Annotated in this window: 23 protein-coding genes; 15 read left to right on the top strand and 8 right to left on the bottom strand. The window is 39.9% G+C overall.

The annotated features are described in order from the left end of the window. Positions 1–143: 143 nt before the first annotated feature. The 3 genes from GVV19_RS00300 (at position 144) to GVV19_RS00290 (ending at position 4,309) form a co-directional block, all read left to right on the top strand. Entirely contained in the window at positions 144–998 is an 855-nt protein-coding gene (locus tag GVV19_RS00300; protein ID WP_159633631.1) for a DegV family protein, read from the top strand. Between the two features lie 110 nt (positions 999–1,108). Then, positions 1,109–2,665: a phosphoenolpyruvate carboxykinase (ATP) gene (locus GVV19_RS00295; protein ID WP_159644668.1), complete on the top strand. Its 1,557-nt coding sequence runs from the start codon at positions 1,109–1,111 to the stop codon at positions 2,663–2,665. 243 nt (positions 2,666–2,908) lie between these two features. Further along, the gene (locus tag GVV19_RS00290) at positions 2,909–4,309 is read left to right on the top strand and encodes a CitMHS family transporter (RefSeq protein ID WP_201288169.1); all 1,401 of its coding nucleotides are present in this window, start codon (positions 2,909–2,911) and stop codon (positions 4,307–4,309) included. 44 nt (positions 4,310–4,353) lie between these two features. On the opposite strand, the gene GVV19_RS00285 is transcribed toward GVV19_RS00290, so the two are convergent. After that, the gene (locus GVV19_RS00285) at positions 4,354–4,908 is read right to left on the bottom strand and encodes a biotin transporter BioY (RefSeq protein WP_159644665.1); all 555 of its coding nucleotides are present in this window, start codon (positions 4,906–4,908) and stop codon (positions 4,354–4,356) included. Further along, positions 4,898–5,881 carry a biotin--[acetyl-CoA-carboxylase] ligase gene (locus GVV19_RS00280; protein ID WP_159644663.1) on the bottom strand — a complete coding sequence of 328 codons (984 nt, stop codon included), beginning with the start codon at positions 5,879–5,881 and terminating at the stop codon, positions 4,898–4,900. The genes GVV19_RS00285 and GVV19_RS00280 overlap by 11 nt, the downstream gene beginning before the upstream one ends. A gap of 176 nt (positions 5,882–6,057) precedes the next feature. On the opposite strand from GVV19_RS00280, the gene GVV19_RS00275 reads away from it, so the two are divergent. Genes GVV19_RS00275 through GVV19_RS00230 form a run of 10 tightly spaced genes read left to right on the top strand, consistent with a single transcriptional unit; the run spans position 6,058 to position 13,821 of the window. After that, positions 6,058–6,375 carry a hypothetical protein gene (locus tag GVV19_RS00275; RefSeq protein WP_159633619.1) on the top strand — a complete coding sequence of 106 codons (318 nt, stop codon included), beginning with the start codon at positions 6,058–6,060 and terminating at the stop codon, positions 6,373–6,375. A 3-nt stretch (positions 6,376–6,378) separates the two neighbouring features. Further along, entirely contained in the window at positions 6,379–6,786 is a 408-nt protein-coding gene (locus tag GVV19_RS00270) for a biotin/lipoyl-containing protein (protein WP_159644661.1), read from the top strand. A gap of 18 nt (positions 6,787–6,804) precedes the next feature. Beyond that, positions 6,805–7,917: a sodium ion-translocating decarboxylase subunit beta gene (locus GVV19_RS00265; protein WP_159633613.1), complete on the top strand. Its 1,113-nt coding sequence runs from the start codon at positions 6,805–6,807 to the stop codon at positions 7,915–7,917. 15 nt (positions 7,918–7,932) lie between these two features. Further along, positions 7,933–8,076, top strand: coding sequence for an OadG-related small transporter subunit (locus GVV19_RS00260; RefSeq protein WP_159633610.1), 144 nt, complete (start codon positions 7,933–7,935; stop codon positions 8,074–8,076). Positions 8,077–8,094: 18 nt separating this feature from the next. Then, positions 8,095–9,135 carry a [citrate (pro-3S)-lyase] ligase gene (gene citC, locus GVV19_RS00255; RefSeq protein WP_159644659.1) on the top strand — a complete coding sequence of 347 codons (1,041 nt, stop codon included), beginning with the start codon at positions 8,095–8,097 and terminating at the stop codon, positions 9,133–9,135. Continuing rightward, positions 9,122–9,442 (top strand): citrate lyase acyl carrier protein, encoded by a 321-nt coding sequence (gene citD, locus GVV19_RS00250; protein WP_236261672.1) that lies wholly within the window; start codon positions 9,122–9,124, stop codon positions 9,440–9,442. Before citC ends, citD begins: the two co-directional genes overlap by 14 nt. After that, a complete protein-coding gene (locus tag GVV19_RS00245) occupies positions 9,430–10,326 on the top strand; it encodes an aldolase/citrate lyase family protein (RefSeq protein ID WP_159633601.1) in 897 nt (298 codons plus the stop codon). The genes citD and GVV19_RS00245 overlap by 13 nt, the downstream gene beginning before the upstream one ends. 1 nt (position 10,327) lies before the next feature. After that, positions 10,328–11,869 (top strand): citrate lyase subunit alpha, encoded by a 1,542-nt coding sequence (gene citF / locus GVV19_RS00240; protein ID WP_159633598.1) that lies wholly within the window; start codon positions 10,328–10,330, stop codon positions 11,867–11,869. Further along, entirely contained in the window at positions 11,862–12,449 is a 588-nt protein-coding gene (citX, locus tag GVV19_RS00235) for a citrate lyase holo-[acyl-carrier protein] synthase (RefSeq protein ID WP_159639205.1), read from the top strand. The genes citF and citX overlap by 8 nt, the downstream gene beginning before the upstream one ends. Next, complete coding sequence (locus tag GVV19_RS00230; RefSeq protein WP_159639204.1) at positions 12,433–13,821, top strand: oxaloacetate decarboxylase subunit alpha; 1,389 nt, start codon at positions 12,433–12,435, stop codon at positions 13,819–13,821. The genes citX and GVV19_RS00230 overlap by 17 nt, the downstream gene beginning before the upstream one ends. A gap of 126 nt (positions 13,822–13,947) precedes the next feature. Here GVV19_RS00230 and GVV19_RS00225 read toward each other — a convergent pair whose 3' ends face one another. Next, positions 13,948–14,259: a DUF4387 domain-containing protein gene (locus tag GVV19_RS00225; protein ID WP_159633589.1), complete on the bottom strand. Its 312-nt coding sequence runs from the start codon at positions 14,257–14,259 to the stop codon at positions 13,948–13,950. Then, complete coding sequence (locus GVV19_RS00220) at positions 14,259–15,620, bottom strand: acyclic terpene utilization AtuA family protein (RefSeq protein WP_159644657.1); 1,362 nt, start codon at positions 15,618–15,620, stop codon at positions 14,259–14,261. The genes GVV19_RS00225 and GVV19_RS00220 overlap by 1 nt, the downstream gene beginning before the upstream one ends. Before the next feature lie 101 nt (positions 15,621–15,721). Between GVV19_RS00220 and GVV19_RS00215 the strand changes: the two genes are divergently transcribed. Further along, positions 15,722–16,636 (top strand): LysR family transcriptional regulator, encoded by a 915-nt coding sequence (locus GVV19_RS00215; protein ID WP_159639202.1) that lies wholly within the window; start codon positions 15,722–15,724, stop codon positions 16,634–16,636. A 34-nt stretch (positions 16,637–16,670) separates the two neighbouring features. On the opposite strand, the gene GVV19_RS00210 is transcribed toward GVV19_RS00215, so the two are convergent. Continuing rightward, positions 16,671–17,477 (bottom strand): triphosphoribosyl-dephospho-CoA synthase, encoded by an 807-nt coding sequence (locus GVV19_RS00210; protein ID WP_159639201.1) that lies wholly within the window; start codon positions 17,475–17,477, stop codon positions 16,671–16,673. After that, positions 17,474–18,169, bottom strand: a complete 696-nt coding sequence (locus tag GVV19_RS00205; RefSeq protein WP_159633577.1) for a GntR family transcriptional regulator — start codon at positions 18,167–18,169, stop codon at positions 17,474–17,476. The genes GVV19_RS00210 and GVV19_RS00205 overlap by 4 nt, the downstream gene beginning before the upstream one ends. A gap of 247 nt (positions 18,170–18,416) precedes the next feature. On the opposite strand from GVV19_RS00205, the gene GVV19_RS00200 reads away from it, so the two are divergent. Continuing rightward, entirely contained in the window at positions 18,417–18,716 is a 300-nt protein-coding gene (locus GVV19_RS00200) for a hypothetical protein (protein WP_159639200.1), read from the top strand. Positions 18,717–18,750: 34 nt separating this feature from the next. On the opposite strand, the gene GVV19_RS00195 is transcribed toward GVV19_RS00200, so the two are convergent. Both GVV19_RS00195 and GVV19_RS00190 read right to left on the bottom strand, forming a co-directional pair. Beyond that, positions 18,751–19,509 (bottom strand): nucleoside phosphorylase, encoded by a 759-nt coding sequence (locus GVV19_RS00195; protein ID WP_159639199.1) that lies wholly within the window; start codon positions 19,507–19,509, stop codon positions 18,751–18,753. Positions 19,510–19,513: 4 nt separating this feature from the next. Further along, complete coding sequence (locus GVV19_RS00190) at positions 19,514–20,725, bottom strand: MFS transporter (RefSeq protein WP_159639198.1); 1,212 nt, start codon at positions 20,723–20,725, stop codon at positions 19,514–19,516. Positions 20,726–20,771 lie beyond the last annotated feature (46 nt).

The following is a 20,771-nucleotide window of genomic DNA, read 5'->3' as shown; positions in this document are numbered from 1 at the left end:
AAAGGATAAGATACTACATTCGTATTTGCATTTTTAGTGTATAAATTCCAAAAGTGTGAAAAACAACATAAAGTATTTGTGAAAATAAGAAAAAATTTTGATATACTAAGCGTGCTAATATAAATATAGAAAGTATGATGCCCATGAAAAAAATTGCAATCGTTTGCGACTCATCCGTGTCGTTCACCCCTGAAGAAATCAAGCATTTTGATGTAAAAATTGCACCATTAACTGTTATGAATAATAACCATGCATATATTGATGAAGTGACAATTACGAAAGAAGAGGTTAATAACTTACTTCGTAATAAAGAACGTGTGACAACATCCCAACCAAGTATTGGATTTATGATGGAGTTGTTTGAATCGATGGTTGACGAAAATTATGACCATGTTTTCGTCCTAAGTATTGGAACGGCACTGTCCGGATCCTATCCATCATTCCAACAGGCAGTGAATGAAAGTGGACTTCAAAATACCACAGTTATAAATACCCATACGATTACCGGACCTGTACAACAAGCTGTCCGTGGTATTCGAGAATACAACGAACGTGGCGAATCCATTGAAACAATTCAAGCAATGCTCGACAAGATTTTCTCGGACACAATTTCATATGTCTATCCAGAAACACTAGACCAAGTTGTGCTAAGTGGTCGTATGTCCAAGACAGCACAAAAAATTGCATCATTACTTCGTGTGAAACCGATGCTCTATTTAGAAAATAAAGGTGTATCGATAGAAAAACGGAGTATTGGACGTACTGATCGAAAAGCGTTCCAAGCACTTGTTGATGATATGATTACGTATCATGTAAAACCTGAAACGCATGATCTTTATTTACTTGAAAGCGAAGGGATGGCAGTACTAGAGTCATGCCGTGATTACCTTTTTGAAAAACTAGGAACCTTTAAATACTATATTATCCCCCTTCCGGCAGCTGTTGCAACCCATGCAGGGTTGGGAACTATCGCCATCCAATGGGCACCTAAATATTAATCACCGCAAGGTGATTTTTTTTTGTATACATAAAAAAAACATACAAAACCGATTAAAAACAACGAGTGGAAGTAATGCGTGGTAAGATATTTGTATAGGAGGGATCTATCATGTTCCACAAACACGTACATCAAGCGTTTAAGTCTACCGTTGAAACCGCGTTCTATCATAATCACGTAATTCCGGTTAAAACCCGTGAAGCAGCATATCGCATGGCGGAAACTGCACCTGCGACCATTGTTACAGATCTTGTTGTGAATCATACAGAAGCACTCGGACTTCCTAGCAATGCAAAAGTCCTCGTTGATAACAACGGTTCTGTAGTCGGAAGAACTGCACGTGCACGCCATATTATTGACAGTCCCAAAGACATGGCTTTTGTAAAGCTTGTTCAAGATATCATCGAAAGCAATCATCACCGGACATTTTACAGTTCATGTGTTTATATTGGATTGGATGCAGATTTTCAAATGAATGCCCATATCATGCTGCCTCAAGGACACGAGAATAATCTCTATAATACAATGATAAACTTTGAAGCAGGTTGTATTGAAAATCCTAAGGGCGAACAGTTTATATATGTCGATCCAGAATGGCGTCATCCAGACTATCCCCATGGACTCGTCCTCCTAGATCCTCATGAAGATGTTGCTGTTATTTTAGGTCTAAACTATTTTGGCGAAATCAAGAAAGCAATTCTTTCACTCGCATGGAACGCAGCGAAACGCTACGACTATATCCCATGCCATGGTGGGTTAAAATACATGAAAGATGGCGAGCATGAACAAGTCATGGCTGCTTTTGGACTGTCTGGATCTGGTAAGTCTACAATTACGTTTGCTCAGCCCAAGGCAACAACTGAGGTTAAAGTCTTGCATGATGATGCGTTTATTATTCATGAAGAGACCAAACGTGCGATTGCACTCGAACCATCTTACTTTGATAAGACTGCCGATTATCCGATGGGACACGATGCCATAGAATCATTCATTACAGTTCAAAATAATGGCGTTGTACGTGATGAAACTGGAAAGCTTGTTCTGCAGACGGAAGATGTTCGCAATGGAAATGGTCGCACCATCAAATCGAAATATTGGACAGATAATCGCATCGATGCGATCGACTCACCACTCAAAACAGTTTTTTGGATTATGCGTGATGATGCTTTTCCACCGTGTGTGCGATTGGACGACCCAGTCTTAGCGGCTGTTATGGGAGCAACCATCAGTACAACCCGAAGTAATGCTGAAAATACCGACGAGGTGGGTAAATTGGTCATTGAACCGTATGCGAATCCATTTCGACTCTATCCACTATTGGAAGATTATACACAGTTCAAAGCGTTATTTGAAACAGGTGATGTCACAGGTTATATTTTAAATACAGGATATTTCAATGGTGAAAAAATAAAACCCGAAGATACAATGAAAGTAATTCACGACATTTTAACGGACACTGCAGTGTTTGAGCCATTCGGACCCCTTCCAAAAATGTCATATGCTGTATCCAATTCGTTTACACCACAATTTGCTGATATCGAATATTTAGAGAAGCTCCGTCGTACATTTACCCTGCGCGAGAAATATTTATTGGATGCTGATGAATGGCATTGGCTTCCGAAAGAAACCTATTCCATCATCAAAAACATCCTTCAAGAGATTGACTAATAATCTATTTTTTCACAAGTGTATTGCAAAAGCTTGCCTAAGCGGAACCTCAAAAAGCCACTCAAACGTGGCTTTTTATGTGAAAATGTGGCTTAATAAGTGAGTAATCCCATAGTGTACCCCAAGTGTATAGGGTGTTTATTGAGTGTTTTTTGGGCTGTTCAAGTATTGTTGTAATCGCTTTCTGGCATTATGATGAATGTACATTCTGATAAAGAATTATCCACAGGGAGGAGAAATATTATGCCTATAGCACTAACAGTGTTGGCGTGGGGAATGATCGCTGTATTCCTATTCTTGATAATGAAGAAAAAATTATCACCATTTACAGCTTTGATCATCGTACCACTTGTATTTGCATTAGCAGGGTCTTTCATGGGACTCTACACGGATCAAATAGTTGAGATTAAAAAACTAGCTGATCCATCAATGGTCACATTCATGGACCAAATTTGGATTCTAGGGGACTTTGTTCTTGATGGAATTAAGAAAACATCAACAACAGGTATCATGTTACTCTTTGCGATTTTCTACTTCGCATTGATGCTCGATGCAGGGATGTTCGATCCAATTACTCGAGTCATGATTAAATTCGCGAATGGAGATCCATTAAAAGTCTTATTCGCTACCGCAGTTGTTGCGGCTACCGTATCACTGAATGGTGATGGAACGACAACAACGTTAATTACATGTACCGCATTTATACCGCTTTATAAGAAGCTGGGTATGAAGATGATGAACTTGGGTGTTCTTGTTATCCTCATGAACACAATTATGAACTTACTACCATGGGGTGGTCCTACAGCCCGTGTTATCTCAGTTCTACCTGAATTAAACGGAATGGACTCAGAAGTCCTTCGTGCAGTTGCACCAGGAATGATTCTAGCTGTTATCTACATGTTAGGTGTTTCAATCTACATGGGATTCCAAGAACGTAAACGTATTGGAATCAAAGTATTATCAGAAACAGAATTACTTGAGCTTACATCAACAGATGATGAAGAAATCTTAAAAATTCGTCGTCCACACTTATTCTGGCCAAACTTAATCCTTACATTAACAATTGTTACATTGCTAATGATGGAAGGAACATTCCCATCAGTATTCTTGTTCCTTGTAGGTACAGTTATTGCATTAATGATGAACTATCCAAACCTTAAAGATCAAAAAACGCGTTTACACGAAAACTCAGGAGACGCAGTTGCTGTTGTTATCTTAGTACTTGGTGCTGGGGTATTTACAGGATTATTTACAGTTTCAGGTATGTCAGATGCATTAGCAATTAGTTTAACAAAAATTATTCCTGCAAGCTTTGGTCGTTTCTGGGGTCTTGTTGTTGCCTTCTTGTCAGCACCAGGTACATTCTTCCTATCAAACGACGCATTCTACTATGGTGTGTTACCAGTGCTTACAGAAGCAGGTGCAACATACGGATGGACACAAATGGAGTTGGGAGTTGCTTCACTCTTAGGACAAGCATTCCACTTACTCAGTCCACTCGTTGCCTTCATCTACTTACTCTTACAAATGACAGAGTTAGATATGGGTGAATGGCAAAAAGAATCCGCAAAATGGGCATTGGGAATCTTCGTGATTTTCATCCTCGTGGCTGGATTCACAGGTGCTGTACCATTTATTAAATAACAAACTAAAGCTGGTATTTCGCAATACCAGCTTTTTGTAACTATTTACAACGACTCCGATGATGTAGTTTGCGATTGGGTAAAAGGTAAAATCTTGGTTTGGACCAAATAACTAAGTCCCATTGATAAGCAATCAGTCGGTAAGAAAATTAACCAATAGGTGACGAGTAACTTTGAAAGTGAAAGCACCGTTCCGGTATTTAACTTCAGATTGAAATATAAAATAGGAAGTGCCACAGCATAGAGTGAAAGGCTTCCAGCAATGAAGGCAAGCCAACGTTTGCCTTTCGGTAGTTTATGGAATAGTGTGTTGATAATGAAGACCATGGGAATGAATCCAAGAATAAATCCAAATGATGGAGATAAGATAACTTGGAAACCACCACGACCTCCAGCAAAAACAGGAAGTCCGATCAAACCAACTAGGGTATAAGTCAAGATGGCAAAGAGTGCCTGTTTACGCGTTAGGCAGATAGCTGTTAAGCTAACAGCAAATACTTGAAGCGAAAAAGGAACGACAGGGAGTGGAATGACGATATAAGAGCTAATTGATATAAAGCCTGCAAAGAGTGCAGCAAGTGTTAAATCTTTAGTTTTCATTTTTGAAACTTCCTCCAATGCTGACTTCGCCAGCGTTTAAGATATGACGGTTGTGTTCATCATCTTCAACGATGAGATAACCATGATCGTCGATATCAATAGCAGTAAAAGACTGGTTCGGATCATTATTAACATGAACGACTTCACCCAAGACAATGCTAGATGCTTTATATTCGTGCAACAATGCATCTCGATTCTGGGGGATTCCATGGTAAATATCATAAAAATTGTTAATGATCGCCCCGACCAATTGATTTCGATCAATAGGCTGGGATACAACAGCATCGAGGGCCGTGTAAATGCTTTGAATCGAATCTGGCAATTGGGAATCAGTATAAACATTAATACCAAGTCCCAAAATTAAATAACGGTAACTGCTAGACTCAAGGACGATTTCACCTTCGGTCAGAATGCCGCATAATTTACGTTTGTTACTATAAATATCATTAAGCCACTTAATATCAACATCAACATCATAAAGTTGCTTGATACTTTGGACAACGGCCACCGCGGCAGCAATCGTTAATAATTGCGTATCTTGCAGGGCTAAGTTTGGTCGTAGGATGAAACTCATGTATACCCCATTTTTAGAAGGGGAATAAAATGAGCGTCCCATGCGGCCGCGGCCATCGGTTTGAAGGTCAGAAACAACAACATAATCTGTTACGTCACTATCTTGTGCAAGCAATTTGGCATACGTATTCGTTGAATCAACCGATTCCAAATACTCAACATCACGAATTAACGCGTCGTGAACATGTGTTAGAATTTGTGATTTCGATAAATTACCGTTTAAATCAATAAGGCGGTAGCCTTGATTGCGAACTGACTCAATTCGGTAGCCTTGAGCCTTAAGTTTTTGGATTTCTTTCCATACATTAGCGCGTGTCATCCCAAATTGGGTAGCAATCGCTTCGCCGCTGATAAAAGAACCCATATTGTTTTCAAGTATTTCTAAAACTGATGGCGTCATAAAAGCCTCCTTATGCATGCTAGAATATCATGCAAATCAGGCATTGTAAACTCAAATAAATAAAATAGTTTACAATAGGTGTTTTTTGAATGTTCAGACACGTAAAAAACACCATAAAATCATATATCCAGAAGTGTATACATTATAATAAGAGTGTAGAAAGAGCAGGTACTGGCATGTTTTGGAGAAAACGTAATAAAGTAGAACCCGTTGAAGATAAAACTGTAGCACCAACGCCAGTTGCCGCACCTCAAATTCCATTGGTTGACTTCACTGAAGCAATCACAGATCAAGAGGAGCACGATACGGTAGCTGTCATTGCTTCTGCAATTTTATCTACAAGCTTTGATGATGCGACAGTTAAAATCAAATCAATTCGTCGTATTGATCAAGACAAAGAAGCTGCAGCATTGATTGCAGCAAGTGTCCTGGCACACGATAAGCCAGAATCAACCTTTAGGTTGGTAAGTATTACTGAGGAAGGGAGCAATTAGAATATGCTTAGAAAATTTAGAGTAAAATTAAACGACAAAGAATACGTTGTTGAAATGGAAGAAATTGGAAATCCAGAAGGTTTATCATTTACACCTGCTGCACCAGTAGCAGCACCTGCACCAGTAGCAGCCGCAGCGCCAGTAGCTGAAGCAGCACCTGCACCAGCACCAGCAGCTGCACCAGTAAGTGTTGAAGGCGGAACAGAAGTTATTTCACCAATGCCAGGAAATATCTTATCAATCGCTGTTAAAGTTGGTGACGTCGTTACTGAAAACCAAGTATTACTTGTTCTTGAAGCAATGAAAATGGAAAACAATATTGTTGCACCAAAAGCAGGAACTGTTGCTGCAATTTATGCAGAAAAAGGAACTGCTATTGACGTTGGACAAGTCATGGTCGTCATTAAATAGTAAAGGAAGGAAAGACATATGGATATTTTAATTCAGGGGATAATGCAAATCACATTACCACAGATTATTATGATGGTAATTGGATTAGTACTCATTTATTTAGGAATTGTTAAAGAATACGAACCAACGCTTTTAGTACCAATGGGCTTGGGTGCGATTCTTGTTAACTTCCCGAACTCGGGACTTATTACACAACCAGGAGGGCCAGAAGGTGTTCTAAACATTCTTTTTGCCGCAGGGATCGAAACAGAGTTGTTCCCACTCCTCATCTTTATTGGAATTGGAGCAATGATCGACTTTGGACCATTACTACAAAATCCATCAATGTTACTCTATGGTGCTGCTGCACAATTCGGAATCTTCTTTACGATTGTGGTTGCAGTTATTGCTAACTTTACATTACCACAAGCCGCTACTATTGGAATTATTGGAGCTGCTGATGGACCTACATCAATCTTCGTTGCAAATAAACTTGCACCAGAGCTCTTAGGGCCTATCACTGTTGCCGCATACTCATATATGGCTTTAGTACCAATCATCCAACCTGCCGCAATCAAATTAGTAACAACTAAAAAAGAACGCGCAATTAAGATGAACTATAAAGCATCCGGTGTATCAAAACGTACGAAAATTCTTTTCCCAATCATTATCTCAGTGGTTGCTGGATTTATTTCACCAGTTTCATTACCACTTGTTGGATTCTTAATGTTTGGAAACTTACTTCGTGAATGTGGAGTTCTTGATCGCTTAAGCCTTACAGCACAAAACGAATTAGTAAACCTTGTTTCAATCTTACTTGGTTTCACGATTGCTATGAAGATGACTGCTGGTGAATTCCTTAATGTTCAAACATTACTCATCATTGCATTTGGTCTTGTTGCCTTTATTATGGATACAATCGGTGGTGTTCTCTTTGCAAAATTCATTAACTTGTTCCGTAAAGAAAAAATTAATCCTATGATTGGTGGTGCTGGTATCTCAGCCTTCCCAATGTCAGCACGTGTTGTTCAAAAACTTGCTACAGAGGAAGATCCACAAAACTTCGTACTCAACTACGCTATTGGAGCGAACGTGTCGGGTCAAATTGCATCAGTTGTTGCTGGTGGAATGATCCTCATGTTCTTCGCTTAATAAAGGAGTATCATTATGACATTAAACTTAAATATGGCAGATATTATGCCAGCATTGGAAATTATGGTAATTGGAATGGGTGGTATCTTTGCCGCATTATTAATCATCTATGCAGCAAGTGCCGTCTTACTTAAAGTCTTCCCAGAAGACAAAAAATAATCGAAAGGAGTGCGCCAGATGTCAGAAATTCGTCGAATGCACATCAAACGTTATCGTGATGAATACGAACAATGGGTTTCGTTCTTGAACGATGCCAATATCCGTCATGAGGACAACGTCGATTATACTTATGGAGTTTTTGAAGGGGATACGTTAATTGCGACGGGATCCATCTATCAAAATATTCTAAAATGCATCGCCGTGTGTAAGAAATACACTGGAGGTGGAACCTTGAACCAACTTATCTCATTCTTAATGAATGAGGTGTTGGACAATGGTTACACTAATGTGTACGTTTACACAAAACCAAGCGCTGTTGAATCCTTTAAATATCTTGGATTTAAACAAATTGCCGCTGTTGGTGAAGACCTTGTATTCTTAGAAAAAGCAATGAATGGTTTCGATCGTTATCTTGAACGCATCGAGCCGTATCGAAAAGAAACAGGCGTTAGTGCAGCCATTGTAATGAATGCAAATCCGTTCACCAAAGGTCATCAATACCTTGTTGAATATGCAACGTTACATGCTGATCATGTCTTTGTGTTTGTTTTATCAGAAGATGCGTCCGCATTCCCTGCGCATGTGCGTCGTAATCTTGTTGAAAAAGGAACAGCACACTTTGCAAATGTGACAGTGTTAGATACTGGGAACTATATGGTTTCCAATCAAACTTTCCCTTCATATTTCCTTAAAGAAGACGTCAGTGTCACTGCAGTTCAAGCAGCTTTAGATGCAACCATCTTCAAAAATATCGCGAACGTAATGAATATTACCAAACGCTTTGTTGGTGAAGAGCCGTACTCTGAAGCAACAGCAATCTACAATCAAGCGCTAAAATCTGTTTTAGAACCTGAGATTCGTCTAAGTATCATTCCCCGCAAAGAAATTACGGGCAATGTCATTAGCGCATCTTTGGTCCGTAAAGCGCTTTTCGAAAATGATTTAGAGCTGGTTCAAAAGCTCGTGCCAACGACCACCTATGACTACTTAATGTCAGAGGAAGGTCAAACACTCATCAGTGAGATTCGAAATGGAGGAACATCAATTGGCAAAATTTGAAATTAAAAATCAAGCGGTAGCCGGTACGCTGGAATCATCAGATTTACAGATTATGATTGACCAAAACGCTGGTAAAGGAATTGAAATTGACCTACAAAGTAGCGTCGAATTCCAATTTGGAAAACAAATTCGTAAAGTTGTCGAGGAAACACTTGCGAATCTTGGAATTACCGATGCAAAAGTATCTATTGTTGATCAAGGAGCATTGGACTGTACCATAAAAGCACGTACCATTGCAGTTGTTCACCGTGCGTCAGGAATTACACAAAATATCGATTGGGAGGCATTAGAATCATGGAACGTTTAAGAAGAACAATGATGTTCATTCCTGCAAGTAATCCAGGAATGCTACGTGATGCAAACTTATACGGGGCTGATTCCATTATGTTCGACCTCGAAGATTCAATTTCACTTAAAGAAAAAGATACATCACGTTTCTTAGTTTACCAAGCAGTAAAAACACTCGATTTTGGAACAACTGAAACTGTTGTTCGTATTAACGACTTAGCACAGGGTGGTCGTGATGATATTCATGCGATGGTTCGTGCAGGAATCGACGTTATTCGTCTTCCAAAAACAGAAACTGCGCAAGATGTTATTGATGTTGAAGCAATTATGCTCGAAGCTGAAAAACAATCCGGTCGTGAAGAAGGATCTACTAAAATCTTTGCTGCAATTGAGGGTCCAATGGGAGTCCTCAACGCGTATGCAATTGCAACTTCAAGTCCACGAATCGTGGGAATCGCAATTGGGGCAGAAGACTATGTTACTTCAATGAAAACACGTCGTTACCCAGAACGTAACAGTGAAGAGCTATTCTTTGCTCGTTCAATGATTGTACATGCTGCACGTGCAGCAGGTGTAGCTGCGGTCGATACGGTCTTCTCAGACGTCAACGATCCTGATACACTTCGCCGTGAGACAGAATTAATTCGTCAACTTGGATTTGACGGAAAATCTGTTATCAACCCACGTCAAATACCTATCGTTAATAGCGTTTACCGTCCTACAGACAAAGAAATTAAAAACGCAAAAGACGTTATTGCAGCAATTGCTGAAGCTGAAGCAAAAGGTTCAGGTGTTATTGCACTAAACGGTAAAATGATTGATAAACCAATCGTAGAACGTGCTGAGCGTGTCATCATGCTTGCACGCGCTGCTGGAATCGATGTAGACGGGGAGGTACGTTAATATGCCAAAAAATAAAGTCGGACGCGAAATTCCTACAGAATACGCAGAAAAATTTGGAATGTTTGTTGATCAATTTGATCGCAAACCAACATACCAACGTAATGCCGCAACTGTAACTGCAGTATTACCTGGGGAATCAAAACTTCGTGAATCCATTAAAGATGTTATTATTGAAACAGGTTTAAAAGATGGTATGACCGTATCATTCCACCACCATTTCCGTGAAGGGGATAAAGTCCTCAACATGGTTATGGAAGAAATTGCAAAACTTGGAATTAAAAACTTAACATTAGCATCAAGTTCTATCGCAAACGTTCACGAACCAATTATTGACCATGTCAAAAATGGTGTGATTACAAATATTACATCAAGTGGACTTCGTGATAAAGTTGGAGCAGCTGTTTCTAACGGACTCATGGAAAACCCAGTTGTGATCCGTTCACACGGTGGTCGTGCACGAGCAATCGAAATGGGCGATATTAAAATTGATGTTGCCTTCCTTGGAGCATCCAGTTCAGATGAATATGGAAACTCAAATGGATCACATGGTAAAGCAGCGTGTGGATCATTAGGATATGCACGCGTTGATGCAGAATTTGCAGAAAAAGTCGTCATTATCACTGATACACTTGTACCATACCCAAATACACCAATTAGTATTCCACAAAACCATGTCGATTACGTTGTTGTCGTTGATTCAATTGGTGATCCAAATGGGATTGCTAAAGGCGCAACACGCTATACAACAGATCCTAAAGAACTTCTTATTGCAGAATATGCAAGCAAAGTTATTCAAGCATCACCATACTTTAAAGAAGGATTCTCATTCCAATCAGGAACAGGTGGATCATCACTTGCAGTTGCACGTTACCTAAAAGACGCAATGATTGAGAAGAACATTAAAGCAGGATTTGCTTTAGGTGGACTTACAGGCCACTTAGCAGAAATGCATGAAGAAGGCTTAATCGATACATTAATTGATACACAATCATTTGACCGTGGTGCGATTGATTCGATTAAAAACAATGAAAAACACTACGAAATTAGTGCTTCAATGTATGCGAACCCTGGAAATAAAGGTGCTGCTGTCAACATGCTTGATGTGGTTGTACTATCTGCATTAGAAGTTGATACTAAATTCAATGTCAACGTTATGACTGGTTCTGATGGTTTAATCCGTGGTGCTTCAGGTGGACATAGTGATACCGCTGCAGGTTCAAAACTCAGCATTATCCTTTCACCAGTCGTGCGTGGTCGTATCCCAACAATCGTTGATGACGTTAATACAGTTATTACACCAGGACAATCGATTGATGTCGTTGTTACGGAAGTAGGGATTGCAATTAACCCATTACGTCAAGATCTAATCGAACGTTTCAAAAATGTTGATATTCCGCAATTCACCATTGAAGAACTTCGTGATCGTGCTTATGGAATCGTTGGAACACCTGAGCCAATCCAATATGGAGATAAAGTGGTTGCATTAATTGAATACCGTGATGGTAGCTTAATCGATGCAGTGCGCCAAGTTAAACGTGACTAAATATCACATTGATCAGAGTGTAAAAGATGCTTTTGAAGTTGGACCAGTTCCTACGCTTGAGGCAGTTCTTACACATCGTGATCATCGTATTCAGTTCCAACAACAACTTGTGTCGCTTTATCCGGATGCAGTTCTCATTGCATTAAAGGTCAATATGCCAGGTCCTGTTAAAAACAATGAACTGATTCAAACACTTTTAGAACTTGGAATTGAACGGTTGCATGCAGCTTTGAGTGCTGCAGCACTTGAAACGCTTTATACGAAAACTGTGAATGCCATCACAGGGATCGAATATTTCATTGTCGTCAATACATCACAAATTGACTTCGTAAAAAAACTCACAATTCAACTTGAAGATCAAAATGCACTTGGAAGACTCTATGACTTTGATGTTTATAATTCAAATGGATCGCTTTCTCGTGAAGATCTTGGATATGATGGCCGTCGTTGCTTGATTTGTAATGAATCAAGCAAGGCGTGCGGTCGTAACCGAACACATACAGTTAAAGCATTGCACAAGGCAATGCAAGATATATTAATAAAAGAAGGGAGTGTGACGTTTAATGACGAAACACGTTAAAATCACCGATACAATCTTACGTGACGCACACCAAAGTCAAATTGCAACGCGCATGACAATAGAACAAATGATTCCAGTATTGGAAACACTTGACCATGCTGGATTCGAAAGTCTTGAAGTATGGGGTGGTGCAACTTTTGATGCATGTATCCGTTTTTTAGGAGAAGATCCATGGGAGCGACTCCGTACAATCCGCAAACACGTAAAAAATACCAAGCTCCAAATGCTATTGCGTGGTCAAAACCTTCTTGGATACAAACACTATCCAGATGATGTTGTGGATGCTTTCATCCAAAAATCCATTGAAAATGGTATTGATGTCATCCGCGTTTTCGATGCTCTAAACGACTTACGAAATTTAGAACAATCTGTTAAATCAATTATTCAACATGGTGGACATGCACAAATGACAATTTGCTATACAATTAGTGAAGTTCATACAGATGCATACTATGTTCAATTGGTTAAAGATATGGAAGCAATGGGTGCTCATTCAATCTGTATTAAAGATATGGCTGGAATCCTGACTCCAGCTCGTGCTGAAACTTTAGTCCGTCTTATTAAAGAAGTGACAGCATTACCTATTCATGTTCATACACACTCAACAAGTGGTATTGCCGAAATGACATACCTTAAAGCTGTTGAGGCAGGAGCAGATGTTATTGACACAGCAAACTCATCATTTGCTGGAGGGACAAGCCAACCCTCAACAGAATCCATGGTTATTGCGTTACGCGAACTTGGATACGACATTGATGTGAACCTCGAAGACTGCCAAATTGTCGCGGATCACTTCAAAGCTGTAAAAGAAACATTCAAAGAGAGTGGTGTCTTTAATCCTAAGGTTCTCGAAACGGATCCAAATACGCTTATTTATCAAGTTCCAGGAGGTATGTTGTCAAACCTTCTCTCACAACTTAAAGAAGCAAAACAATTGGATAAATATGAAGAAGTGCTTGCGGAAGTTCCAAGAGTGCGTGCAGATATGGGATATCCTCCTTTAGTTACCCCATTATCTCAAATGGTTGGTACACAAGCCGTTATGAACGTCTTGAGTGGTGAGCGCTACAAACTAATACCAAACGAAATTAAAGAATACGTTAAAGGTTACTATGGTAAATCTCCAGCTCCAATTGCTGAAGAGATTGTTGAAAAAATCGTAGGTAAAGATGCAGAAATCGTAACTGTCCGCCCAGCTGACCTCCTACAGCCAGCTATGGCAACATTTGCGAAAGAAGCGGAAGCATTTGCAACGACAACAGAAGATGTCTTGTCTTATGCATTATTCCCACAAATTGCTACTCCTTTCCTTAAGAAAAAACAAGATCCATTCTACGATGTACCAGAACAAATCGTAACGATCGTAATCTAATCACACGCCAATAATGTGTGTTATACATCAAGACCAATGACCTTGATGATACCTTGAACACTGCACTTTTCCCTGCAGTGTTCTTTTTTACGGCAAATAAAAAAGCACCACATTGTGGTGCTTTCGTTATTCAGAAATAATGATATCGAGTAAAGGTGCATACTGTTGCGAGCCATGCATATCACTTTCACCAATGCTTCCCTGTGCCCAAGGACGTGGAATGGTAATTTTCAAGCCCCGCGCTGGGTCAAAGTATTCAAAGGTAATGACATCTTCTGGGCTTAGGTGATACAACGTTGCAAAGGACTCTTTAGTAAGTGCTTGACTGTTTTTAAAGTGATTGTAGTCAGCTTCGCTTTTGAATATTATATCAAAAGTAATTTCAAAAGGACCCGAGTTTTTACTCCGTATAACTTGTGCAAAATCTTTAAGTTTCATTATAAAGTAACCTCCGTAATTCGAGTTGGGAATTGTGCAATTGGATCGGTAATATCCATTAAATGATAAACATTAAAGGCACATACAGGACCGAGTGGAATTTCTAACGGTGTAAAAGGCATTCCAATATTTCCTGATGTCGCGATACGGCCAGGGTAATGGTAATGTAATAATGTAGTACGGACGCGGTTGGTTACGAGTTGTGCTATTTCTTGTGTTGGGCCAGTTACCTCAGCGATGACGCATACTTCATGGGCACTTGGGCCATTATACGATTCGAGAGATTGCATGATACCGTTTCGTCCATATTCGTGCATGATGATAGTACATTGGGAACTTTCATCAGGTAAAGCTTTCGCAACTTCAGTGCGCACATACTTTAGGACATCATCGAGTTGACTTAAAAGAATTGGGTCGCGAAGTCCCATTACCGTAATTGAACGGTAACCGACAATTTTCGCACCTTCAAGCTTGATACGATACTGTGAGTCGGGTGCAAACTTGCTTCCCGCAACACGAGCAACGGAATCAGTTACTGCACTAAAGTCACAGTCATTGAGTAAAAGCTGACCACCTGGTCCTGGAAGGATGCTTGGACTACTTTTTTCATACATTGTATGTGCTGCAACGGTATGTGGTTTAGCTTGAGAATTTTCATTCATAGGTTCAATCGTAAAGTGGTCATGGTAAAGGGTTCCGATGACACTCTTTCCTGAAGGAACAGCACACAATGCGCCACATTCAATGATTTTACCCATATGCCATGCTAGTGCAGGAGCGAAGCCATTCATGATCCCAATCGCTGCAGTAGGTGCTGGATCATATGTACGACCACCGATAATAACATGTGGTGGATTTTCAGATTGAAGAAGATTGATGTAAGGTTCTGCACCCATTTGAGCTGTAATAACCGTTACATCATCAATATCTTCGAACGTTAAATCTGGAACATTCGTCATTGCACTGATCTTATTATTTTTGAGTGCTTCGCGGACGGTATCTTTCGGAATATCACTATAAACTGCAGCAATTCGAACCTCAAGTTGATGTGCTTTCGCAACGGATTCAGCAAGTTCCATAAACAAATCAACATGCTCATTGGTTCCGTCACCACCAGCAGATGTAATGATAAGTGGTACCTTTGCTTTAACTGCAGCAGGGATAAGAATTTCCATTTCTTTCTTATATGCGGACGCAGGGCATGTCATTTCACCAAGTGCTAACTTTTGCGGACCACTGTCGGTTGATCCTGCATCCAATACAATTGCATGTGGTTTATAAGTTAAACCACGTTCAAATTCCTTAATCGGAAAACCATACCCCATCATTGGTGTAGGTACTAAAATACGTAAAGAATCCATGTAATGCCTCCTTATTCATAAATATAGTGTACAATGATAATGAGAAATCGTCTAAGACTATTAAACGATAAATGGTATCGCTATTTACGATAGGAGAATGTATGCGAACAAAACAATACGAATACGTTATTGCGCTAGCAGAAACACAATCGTTTTCGCAAGCAGCAAAGAATTTATACATAGCACAATCCTCATTAAGTCAGTATATTCTCAATTTGGAGAAAACATTGAATGTGACGTTATTTGATCGATCTCAAACGCCAATACAGTTGACTCAACACGGAAAAATCTATCTAGAGACTGCTTATGTTATCATGCACCTTGAAGATAAATTAGGGACGCAATTACAGACTGTCGATGCACAGGCGACTTCAATTTTACGGATTGGTACCACACGCTATTGGAGCGGCTTATTATTGCCTCGAATTTTAGGACGTTTTCAAGATAGTTATCCACATATCAAACTTGAAATCAGCGAAACACGCACCTTTGAACTTTCTGATAAATTAGAACACAAGGACGTGGATGTCGCATTCTTTTCACCTCCAGTCGATTTGTCGGGAACGTATGCGAACTATAGTTGCGAGCGTTTGTTGAAAGAAAAGATTGTCCTAGCGATTAACCGTGACTTGAAACGATACTATGGGATTATGTCCAATGTTGTGGATCGTGAAACTATGAAGCAATTGCCTTACATAAGTTTGAAGCGGGGTCAAAAGATGCGGCATTTTTCAGATCAACAATTTACGGAACTGGGCTTTGCGCCAAATATCGTTCTTGAAACGGAAAACATTGCTACAGCGTACAAACTTGCAGAGTCGGGCATTGGTGCGGCTTTTGTTCCTGCACACATTTATGAGTTTGCACCGAACTTAGATAATATCGTTCATTTTGACTTGGAAACGCCACGATATTGGTCATTGTATGGCTATATTTCGGATTCGCTTGAAAATCAAGAGGCGGCAAACTATTTAATTACGCTTATTAAAATGGAAGTTTTGAAATTGGACAAATAAGAAAACATCGACATTAATCTGTCGATGTTTTCTTTTATGATGATTGTTCTTTATCGTATAGATATAAGAAGATTGAAATGGCAAGTAAATCAGCACTGCCTCCTGGACTTAAATTTCGTTGAACAAACATGCGATTCATGTAGCTCAGATGATAGTCGAGATCATGATAATCCATTGCTGCTAATGATTTTCCATAATCAAGTCCTAAGATGCCTCCGCGTTTGACCATATTTGCGTCATCGTTGGTTGCGATGAGTTGAAGTAAGGCAAGTTTGAGACGGTGGTCATAGGGAACTGAGTCATCTTGAAGGATTGGAAGTGCAAGGTTAAAGGCATGAGGTATCCCGGCTTCAACCTCACCGCGAATGCCTGTAAAACCGTATTGTTCATACATTTTTTCGCCATGTGTTTGAAAATGGGTCAGTGAACCAAGTTCTGCTTGAACCAATCCAGTTGTCATGGTTTGAATGCTGGTTTGTAAAGTCTCTAAGTCTGGATAATCAAGATACGCGATTGCTGCAATTAGGATACCAAACATGAAGTTTGCACCTTTGTGTGTGTTAACATTCGCTGTAGCTGTAAACATTTTAGCTTCATTATTGATGCCGGCTTGGCGAATACTTGCGAAGAGTTCAGGTAATGTACCGTGATGCTGTGCTCCTATCTCATAATAAACGTGAAACCCAGGTACTAATGCGAAACAGCTGTCAATAAAGGTAAAGGCATCCATATCAGTATGTGATCCTGGGTGATAAGGATCAACAAGTCCTGGTTTTGGTGTTAAGGTAACTTCTTGAATGAGTGCTTTAAGTGCAAGGGCAACGAGTTGATCTTTACTCATGCGTGTTGTTCAGATTCCATTGCTAAAATAATAAACTCTTCGGATAATGCAAGGTGTTCTGTGATCACAAGTTTCATTTGTTCAACATCACCGTTCTTAAGGCAACGATAGATGAGTCGGTGCTCTGCCAAAGCTCGCTCACGACGTGGTGCGGCTGTCAGTGAAATATCGCGGAAGCGTGTCAGATAGTCACGAAGCCGATTCTGAATGGTTTCAAGACGCGGCATTTCTGAGAATTCATAAATCATCGTATTAAACTCTTTGGACATTTGAATGACACTGTTGACGTCATTAGCTGCTTGAGCGGCGTCGGTGCGATCTAGTAACGCTTCCATACGAGCAAAACGCTCGTCATTCATTAATTGCATGGCATTGGTTGCCGCGAGAATATCCAGTGCTGTACGAATCTGATAAATTTCGCGAACATCGTCTAAATTAAATGTTGTAACTACAATTCCGTAATTTGGAATGTATTGGACAATGTCTTCATCTTGAATCCGTCGTAATGCTTCACGAACAGGTGTTCGGCTTACGTTGAGTGATTCAGCATAGAATTTTTCATTGATACGTTCCCCCATAGGAATGACACCACTAATGATTGCGGTACGAAGTCCTTCGTAAATGATTTGATTGAGCGGTAAATTTTGGCTCAAGTCAACCAAGTCAATAACTCTATCCATGTAATCTTTCATATATTTATCTCCTTATTTGCTTAGTAAGCTCATGGTTATTTCTATTATATGCTATTTTTTAGCCGTAGGTCAAAATAGTGTATACACTGTATACACATCATATTGTCCATATAATCACTAATGAGTGCGTTTACATTGGTGAATTGTATTGGTTTTTCTGATGTTTTTTTTCCATAATTAGAAAAATACATCACCGTCATAGGAAAAAGATACGGTAATTCATATTTGATAACAGGAGATGATATACATGAATTTAGAATTACCGATGCATTACGAATTGATTGAACACCACGAACGAATCAATGGAGGTGATGGCCAACGCTTTTTCAATAACCTTCGTGGACTTATCTTAGGTGTTCCGTCAGCAAATCGGGCACTCAAAGCGATTGGAATTAACACAAGTAGATTGTGGGGTGTAGTTCGAATGGGCTATGGTGCCGCTTATATGAAATTTGGCACTGCTGCTCTAATTGCGGGTGGTGTTGTTGGTGGGGCGTTGGCAGTGGGTGCATTTGCTGCACTGTGGAATATCCGGATGTTCTATTAAAAAAAGCAAGCGTAAGCTTGCTTTTTAAAGGGGATTATTGTGTGTTTGTGCTAACGAATTTTAACGCAGCATTTAAGACAAGTTCTGCTGATTCACGGTGGAGACGGCGATAGTCTTCATCGTTGGTCCATTTTTCATTTGTGCGACTGACATGAACGACAAGGCAGTTCGCTACCGGAATGTTGTAAAGGGATCCGAGAAGATATAAAACGGCAGTTTCCATTTCACAGTTGATGATACCGCGAGGCTCCCAATATTCGATAAGATTAGGTGTTTCAATCCGTGTCTTCAGTGCTGGTGTGCGGCCTTGTCCGAAATAATATGTTTCCGATGTAAGTCCAATTCCTACATGTACTGTCTTGTGATTTGAAGTTAATTCATTGTGTATTTGTGATAGTAGCAATGGGTTTGGAACCGCAGGATAAACTGCAGGTACATAGGCTGATAATAGACCTTCAGAACGAGCCATCCCGCTATTTAAAATAATATCACCAGGATTGATTCCTTCTCGCCATGCACCACAGCCACCACAGCGAATTATCATTTGTGCATCATTCTCAAGGAGTTCTGTAATAGCGATTTCTGTAGAACCAACTCCGATACCTGTTGAACAAACAGAAACGCGACGTCCTTGATATTCGCCAACATACAAGACAAATTCACGACTGGTATCAACAACTGACTCCACGTTCGTAAATAATGATGATATTAACTCAACCCGACCTGGATCGCCAACGATGAGTGTTACTTCTCCTAAATCGCCAGGCTTTAATCCTTTTAAATGTATGCTCATAATGTTACTCCTTTGTATTTATTTTCAATGATAGTACAGTAATTAAAGAAACACAATACAGTCCTGATAAGAAAAGCATTGCAATTGTTAGTGAGTAGTTATCGAGGAAGAATCCAATTGCTACGGATGAGAATCCTCCAACGGCACGGCCAATGTTAAAGATAATGTTATTAGCAGTTGCACGAATACGTGCTGGATAAAGGTTTCCAACGATTGCTCCATAACCTGCATTCATCCCATTTGCAAAGAATCCAACAGCTGCACCACCAATTAGGATACCAAGGTTAGAGGATGCGAATGAGTAGAGATAAACGGCGAGGGCGGATGCAATTAAGAATGAAGCATACGCTTTTTTAGCACCAAGTTTATCCATAATTTGACCAAATACGAGCATTCCTAAGGACATCCCGACAATTGTTGCAATCATCCAAATTGAAGAACCCGAAATACTAATACCAGCTTTTTTCTGTAAAATTGATGGTAACCAGTTCATTAATCCAAAGTAACCCGCAACTTGAGCAGTCGCCATAATCGTTAATTTGATCGTTGTTGCTGCGCGTCCTTCTTTGAATAATTCAGAGATACCAATTTTTTCAGCTTTTTCAGTAGATTGTTGACGTTGCTCTTTCCATGATGCAGACTCATCCATGGTTAGGTAAACATAAATTGCTAAGAAGATTGGCAATGCACCAAAAATAAAGAGACCTTTCCAACCGAAGCTTGGCATAATAATGGCTGCTGCGATGGCTGCAATGATACTACCAACTTGACCTGCGATGGTAACAAAAGAATTCATTCGTCCGCGTTTCTCTGCGGGGAAGGCGTCAGCGACTAGTGACATTACGACACCATATTCACCACCACCACCGACACCAACGAGGAATCGTAAGAAGTAAACCATGGTAATATTTGTTGCGAATGCCATCATTCCTGTAGCAATAGAGAAAATTGCAACGGTGATTGCAAAAATCTTGATTCGCCCGTATTTATCAGCGAGTGTCCCGAATATGATACCTCCTACAAGCATCCCGATATTCGTGATTGTGGAAATAAATCCTCCAGCAGCACCATTGATTCCAAAATCAATAATCATGGAACTGAGTGCGAATGATAACATCATTGTGCTCATGCTTTGTAATCCGAGCCCGGCCATCGAGCTGAATAAAGCTTGACGACGATATGACTTGTTATCGTGTGTTTCTGTTACTGTATTCATATTTGTCTCCCTTCGACTTTGAACGCCTTAACTATAACAAACACTC

The organism is Erysipelothrix anatis, assembly GCF_009828745.1.
Taxonomy (GTDB): domain Bacteria; phylum Bacillota_I; class Bacilli_A; order Erysipelotrichales; family Erysipelotrichaceae; genus Erysipelothrix; species Erysipelothrix anatis.
Note: the sequence above shows the minus strand (reverse complement) of the source record. Positions and strands in the feature narration are given on the sequence as shown.

Excerpts from the sequence above, each read along its gene's own strand:
- GVV19_RS00245 (WP_159633601.1), top strand. The coding sequence starts at position 9,430 with ATGGAACGTTTAAGAAGAACAATGATGTTCATTCCTGCAAGTAATCCA.
- citF (WP_159633598.1), top strand. The coding sequence starts at position 10,328 with ATGCCAAAAAATAAAGTCGGACGCGAAATTCCTACAGAATACGCAGAA.
- GVV19_RS00215 (WP_159639202.1), top strand. The coding sequence starts at position 15,722 with ATGCGAACAAAACAATACGAATACGTTATTGCGCTAGCAGAAACACAA.
- GVV19_RS00225 (WP_159633589.1), bottom strand. The coding sequence starts at position 14,259 with ATGAAACTTAAAGATTTTGCACAAGTTATACGGAGTAAAAACTCGGGT.
- citC (WP_159644659.1), top strand. The coding sequence starts at position 8,095 with ATGTCAGAAATTCGTCGAATGCACATCAAACGTTATCGTGATGAATAC.
- GVV19_RS00280 (WP_159644663.1), bottom strand. The coding sequence starts at position 5,881 with ATGACGCCATCAGTTTTAGAAATACTTGAAAACAATATGGGTTCTTTT.
- GVV19_RS00270 (WP_159644661.1), top strand. The coding sequence starts at position 6,379 with ATGCTTAGAAAATTTAGAGTAAAATTAAACGACAAAGAATACGTTGTT.
- GVV19_RS00300 (WP_159633631.1), top strand. The coding sequence starts at position 144 with ATGAAAAAAATTGCAATCGTTTGCGACTCATCCGTGTCGTTCACCCCT.
- GVV19_RS00265 (WP_159633613.1), top strand. The coding sequence starts at position 6,805 with ATGGATATTTTAATTCAGGGGATAATGCAAATCACATTACCACAGATT.
- GVV19_RS00290 (WP_201288169.1), top strand. The coding sequence starts at position 2,909 with ATGCCTATAGCACTAACAGTGTTGGCGTGGGGAATGATCGCTGTATTC.
- GVV19_RS00260 (WP_159633610.1), top strand. The coding sequence starts at position 7,933 with ATGACATTAAACTTAAATATGGCAGATATTATGCCAGCATTGGAAATT.
- GVV19_RS00285 (WP_159644665.1), bottom strand. The coding sequence starts at position 4,908 with ATGAAAACTAAAGATTTAACACTTGCTGCACTCTTTGCAGGCTTTATA.
- GVV19_RS00220 (WP_159644657.1), bottom strand. The coding sequence starts at position 15,620 with ATGGATTCTTTACGTATTTTAGTACCTACACCAATGATGGGGTATGGT.
- GVV19_RS00200 (WP_159639200.1), top strand. The coding sequence starts at position 18,417 with ATGAATTTAGAATTACCGATGCATTACGAATTGATTGAACACCACGAA.
- GVV19_RS00210 (WP_159639201.1), bottom strand. The coding sequence starts at position 17,477 with ATGAGTAAAGATCAACTCGTTGCCCTTGCACTTAAAGCACTCATTCAA.
- GVV19_RS00275 (WP_159633619.1), top strand. The coding sequence starts at position 6,058 with ATGTTTTGGAGAAAACGTAATAAAGTAGAACCCGTTGAAGATAAAACT.
- GVV19_RS00205 (WP_159633577.1), bottom strand. The coding sequence starts at position 18,169 with ATGAAAGATTACATGGATAGAGTTATTGACTTGGTTGACTTGAGCCAA.
- GVV19_RS00195 (WP_159639199.1), bottom strand. The coding sequence starts at position 19,509 with ATGAGCATACATTTAAAAGGATTAAAGCCTGGCGATTTAGGAGAAGTA.
- GVV19_RS00190 (WP_159639198.1), bottom strand. The coding sequence starts at position 20,725 with ATGAATACAGTAACAGAAACACACGATAACAAGTCATATCGTCGTCAA.
- GVV19_RS00295 (WP_159644668.1), top strand. The coding sequence starts at position 1,109 with ATGTTCCACAAACACGTACATCAAGCGTTTAAGTCTACCGTTGAAACC.
- GVV19_RS00230 (WP_159639204.1), top strand. The coding sequence starts at position 12,433 with ATGACGAAACACGTTAAAATCACCGATACAATCTTACGTGACGCACAC.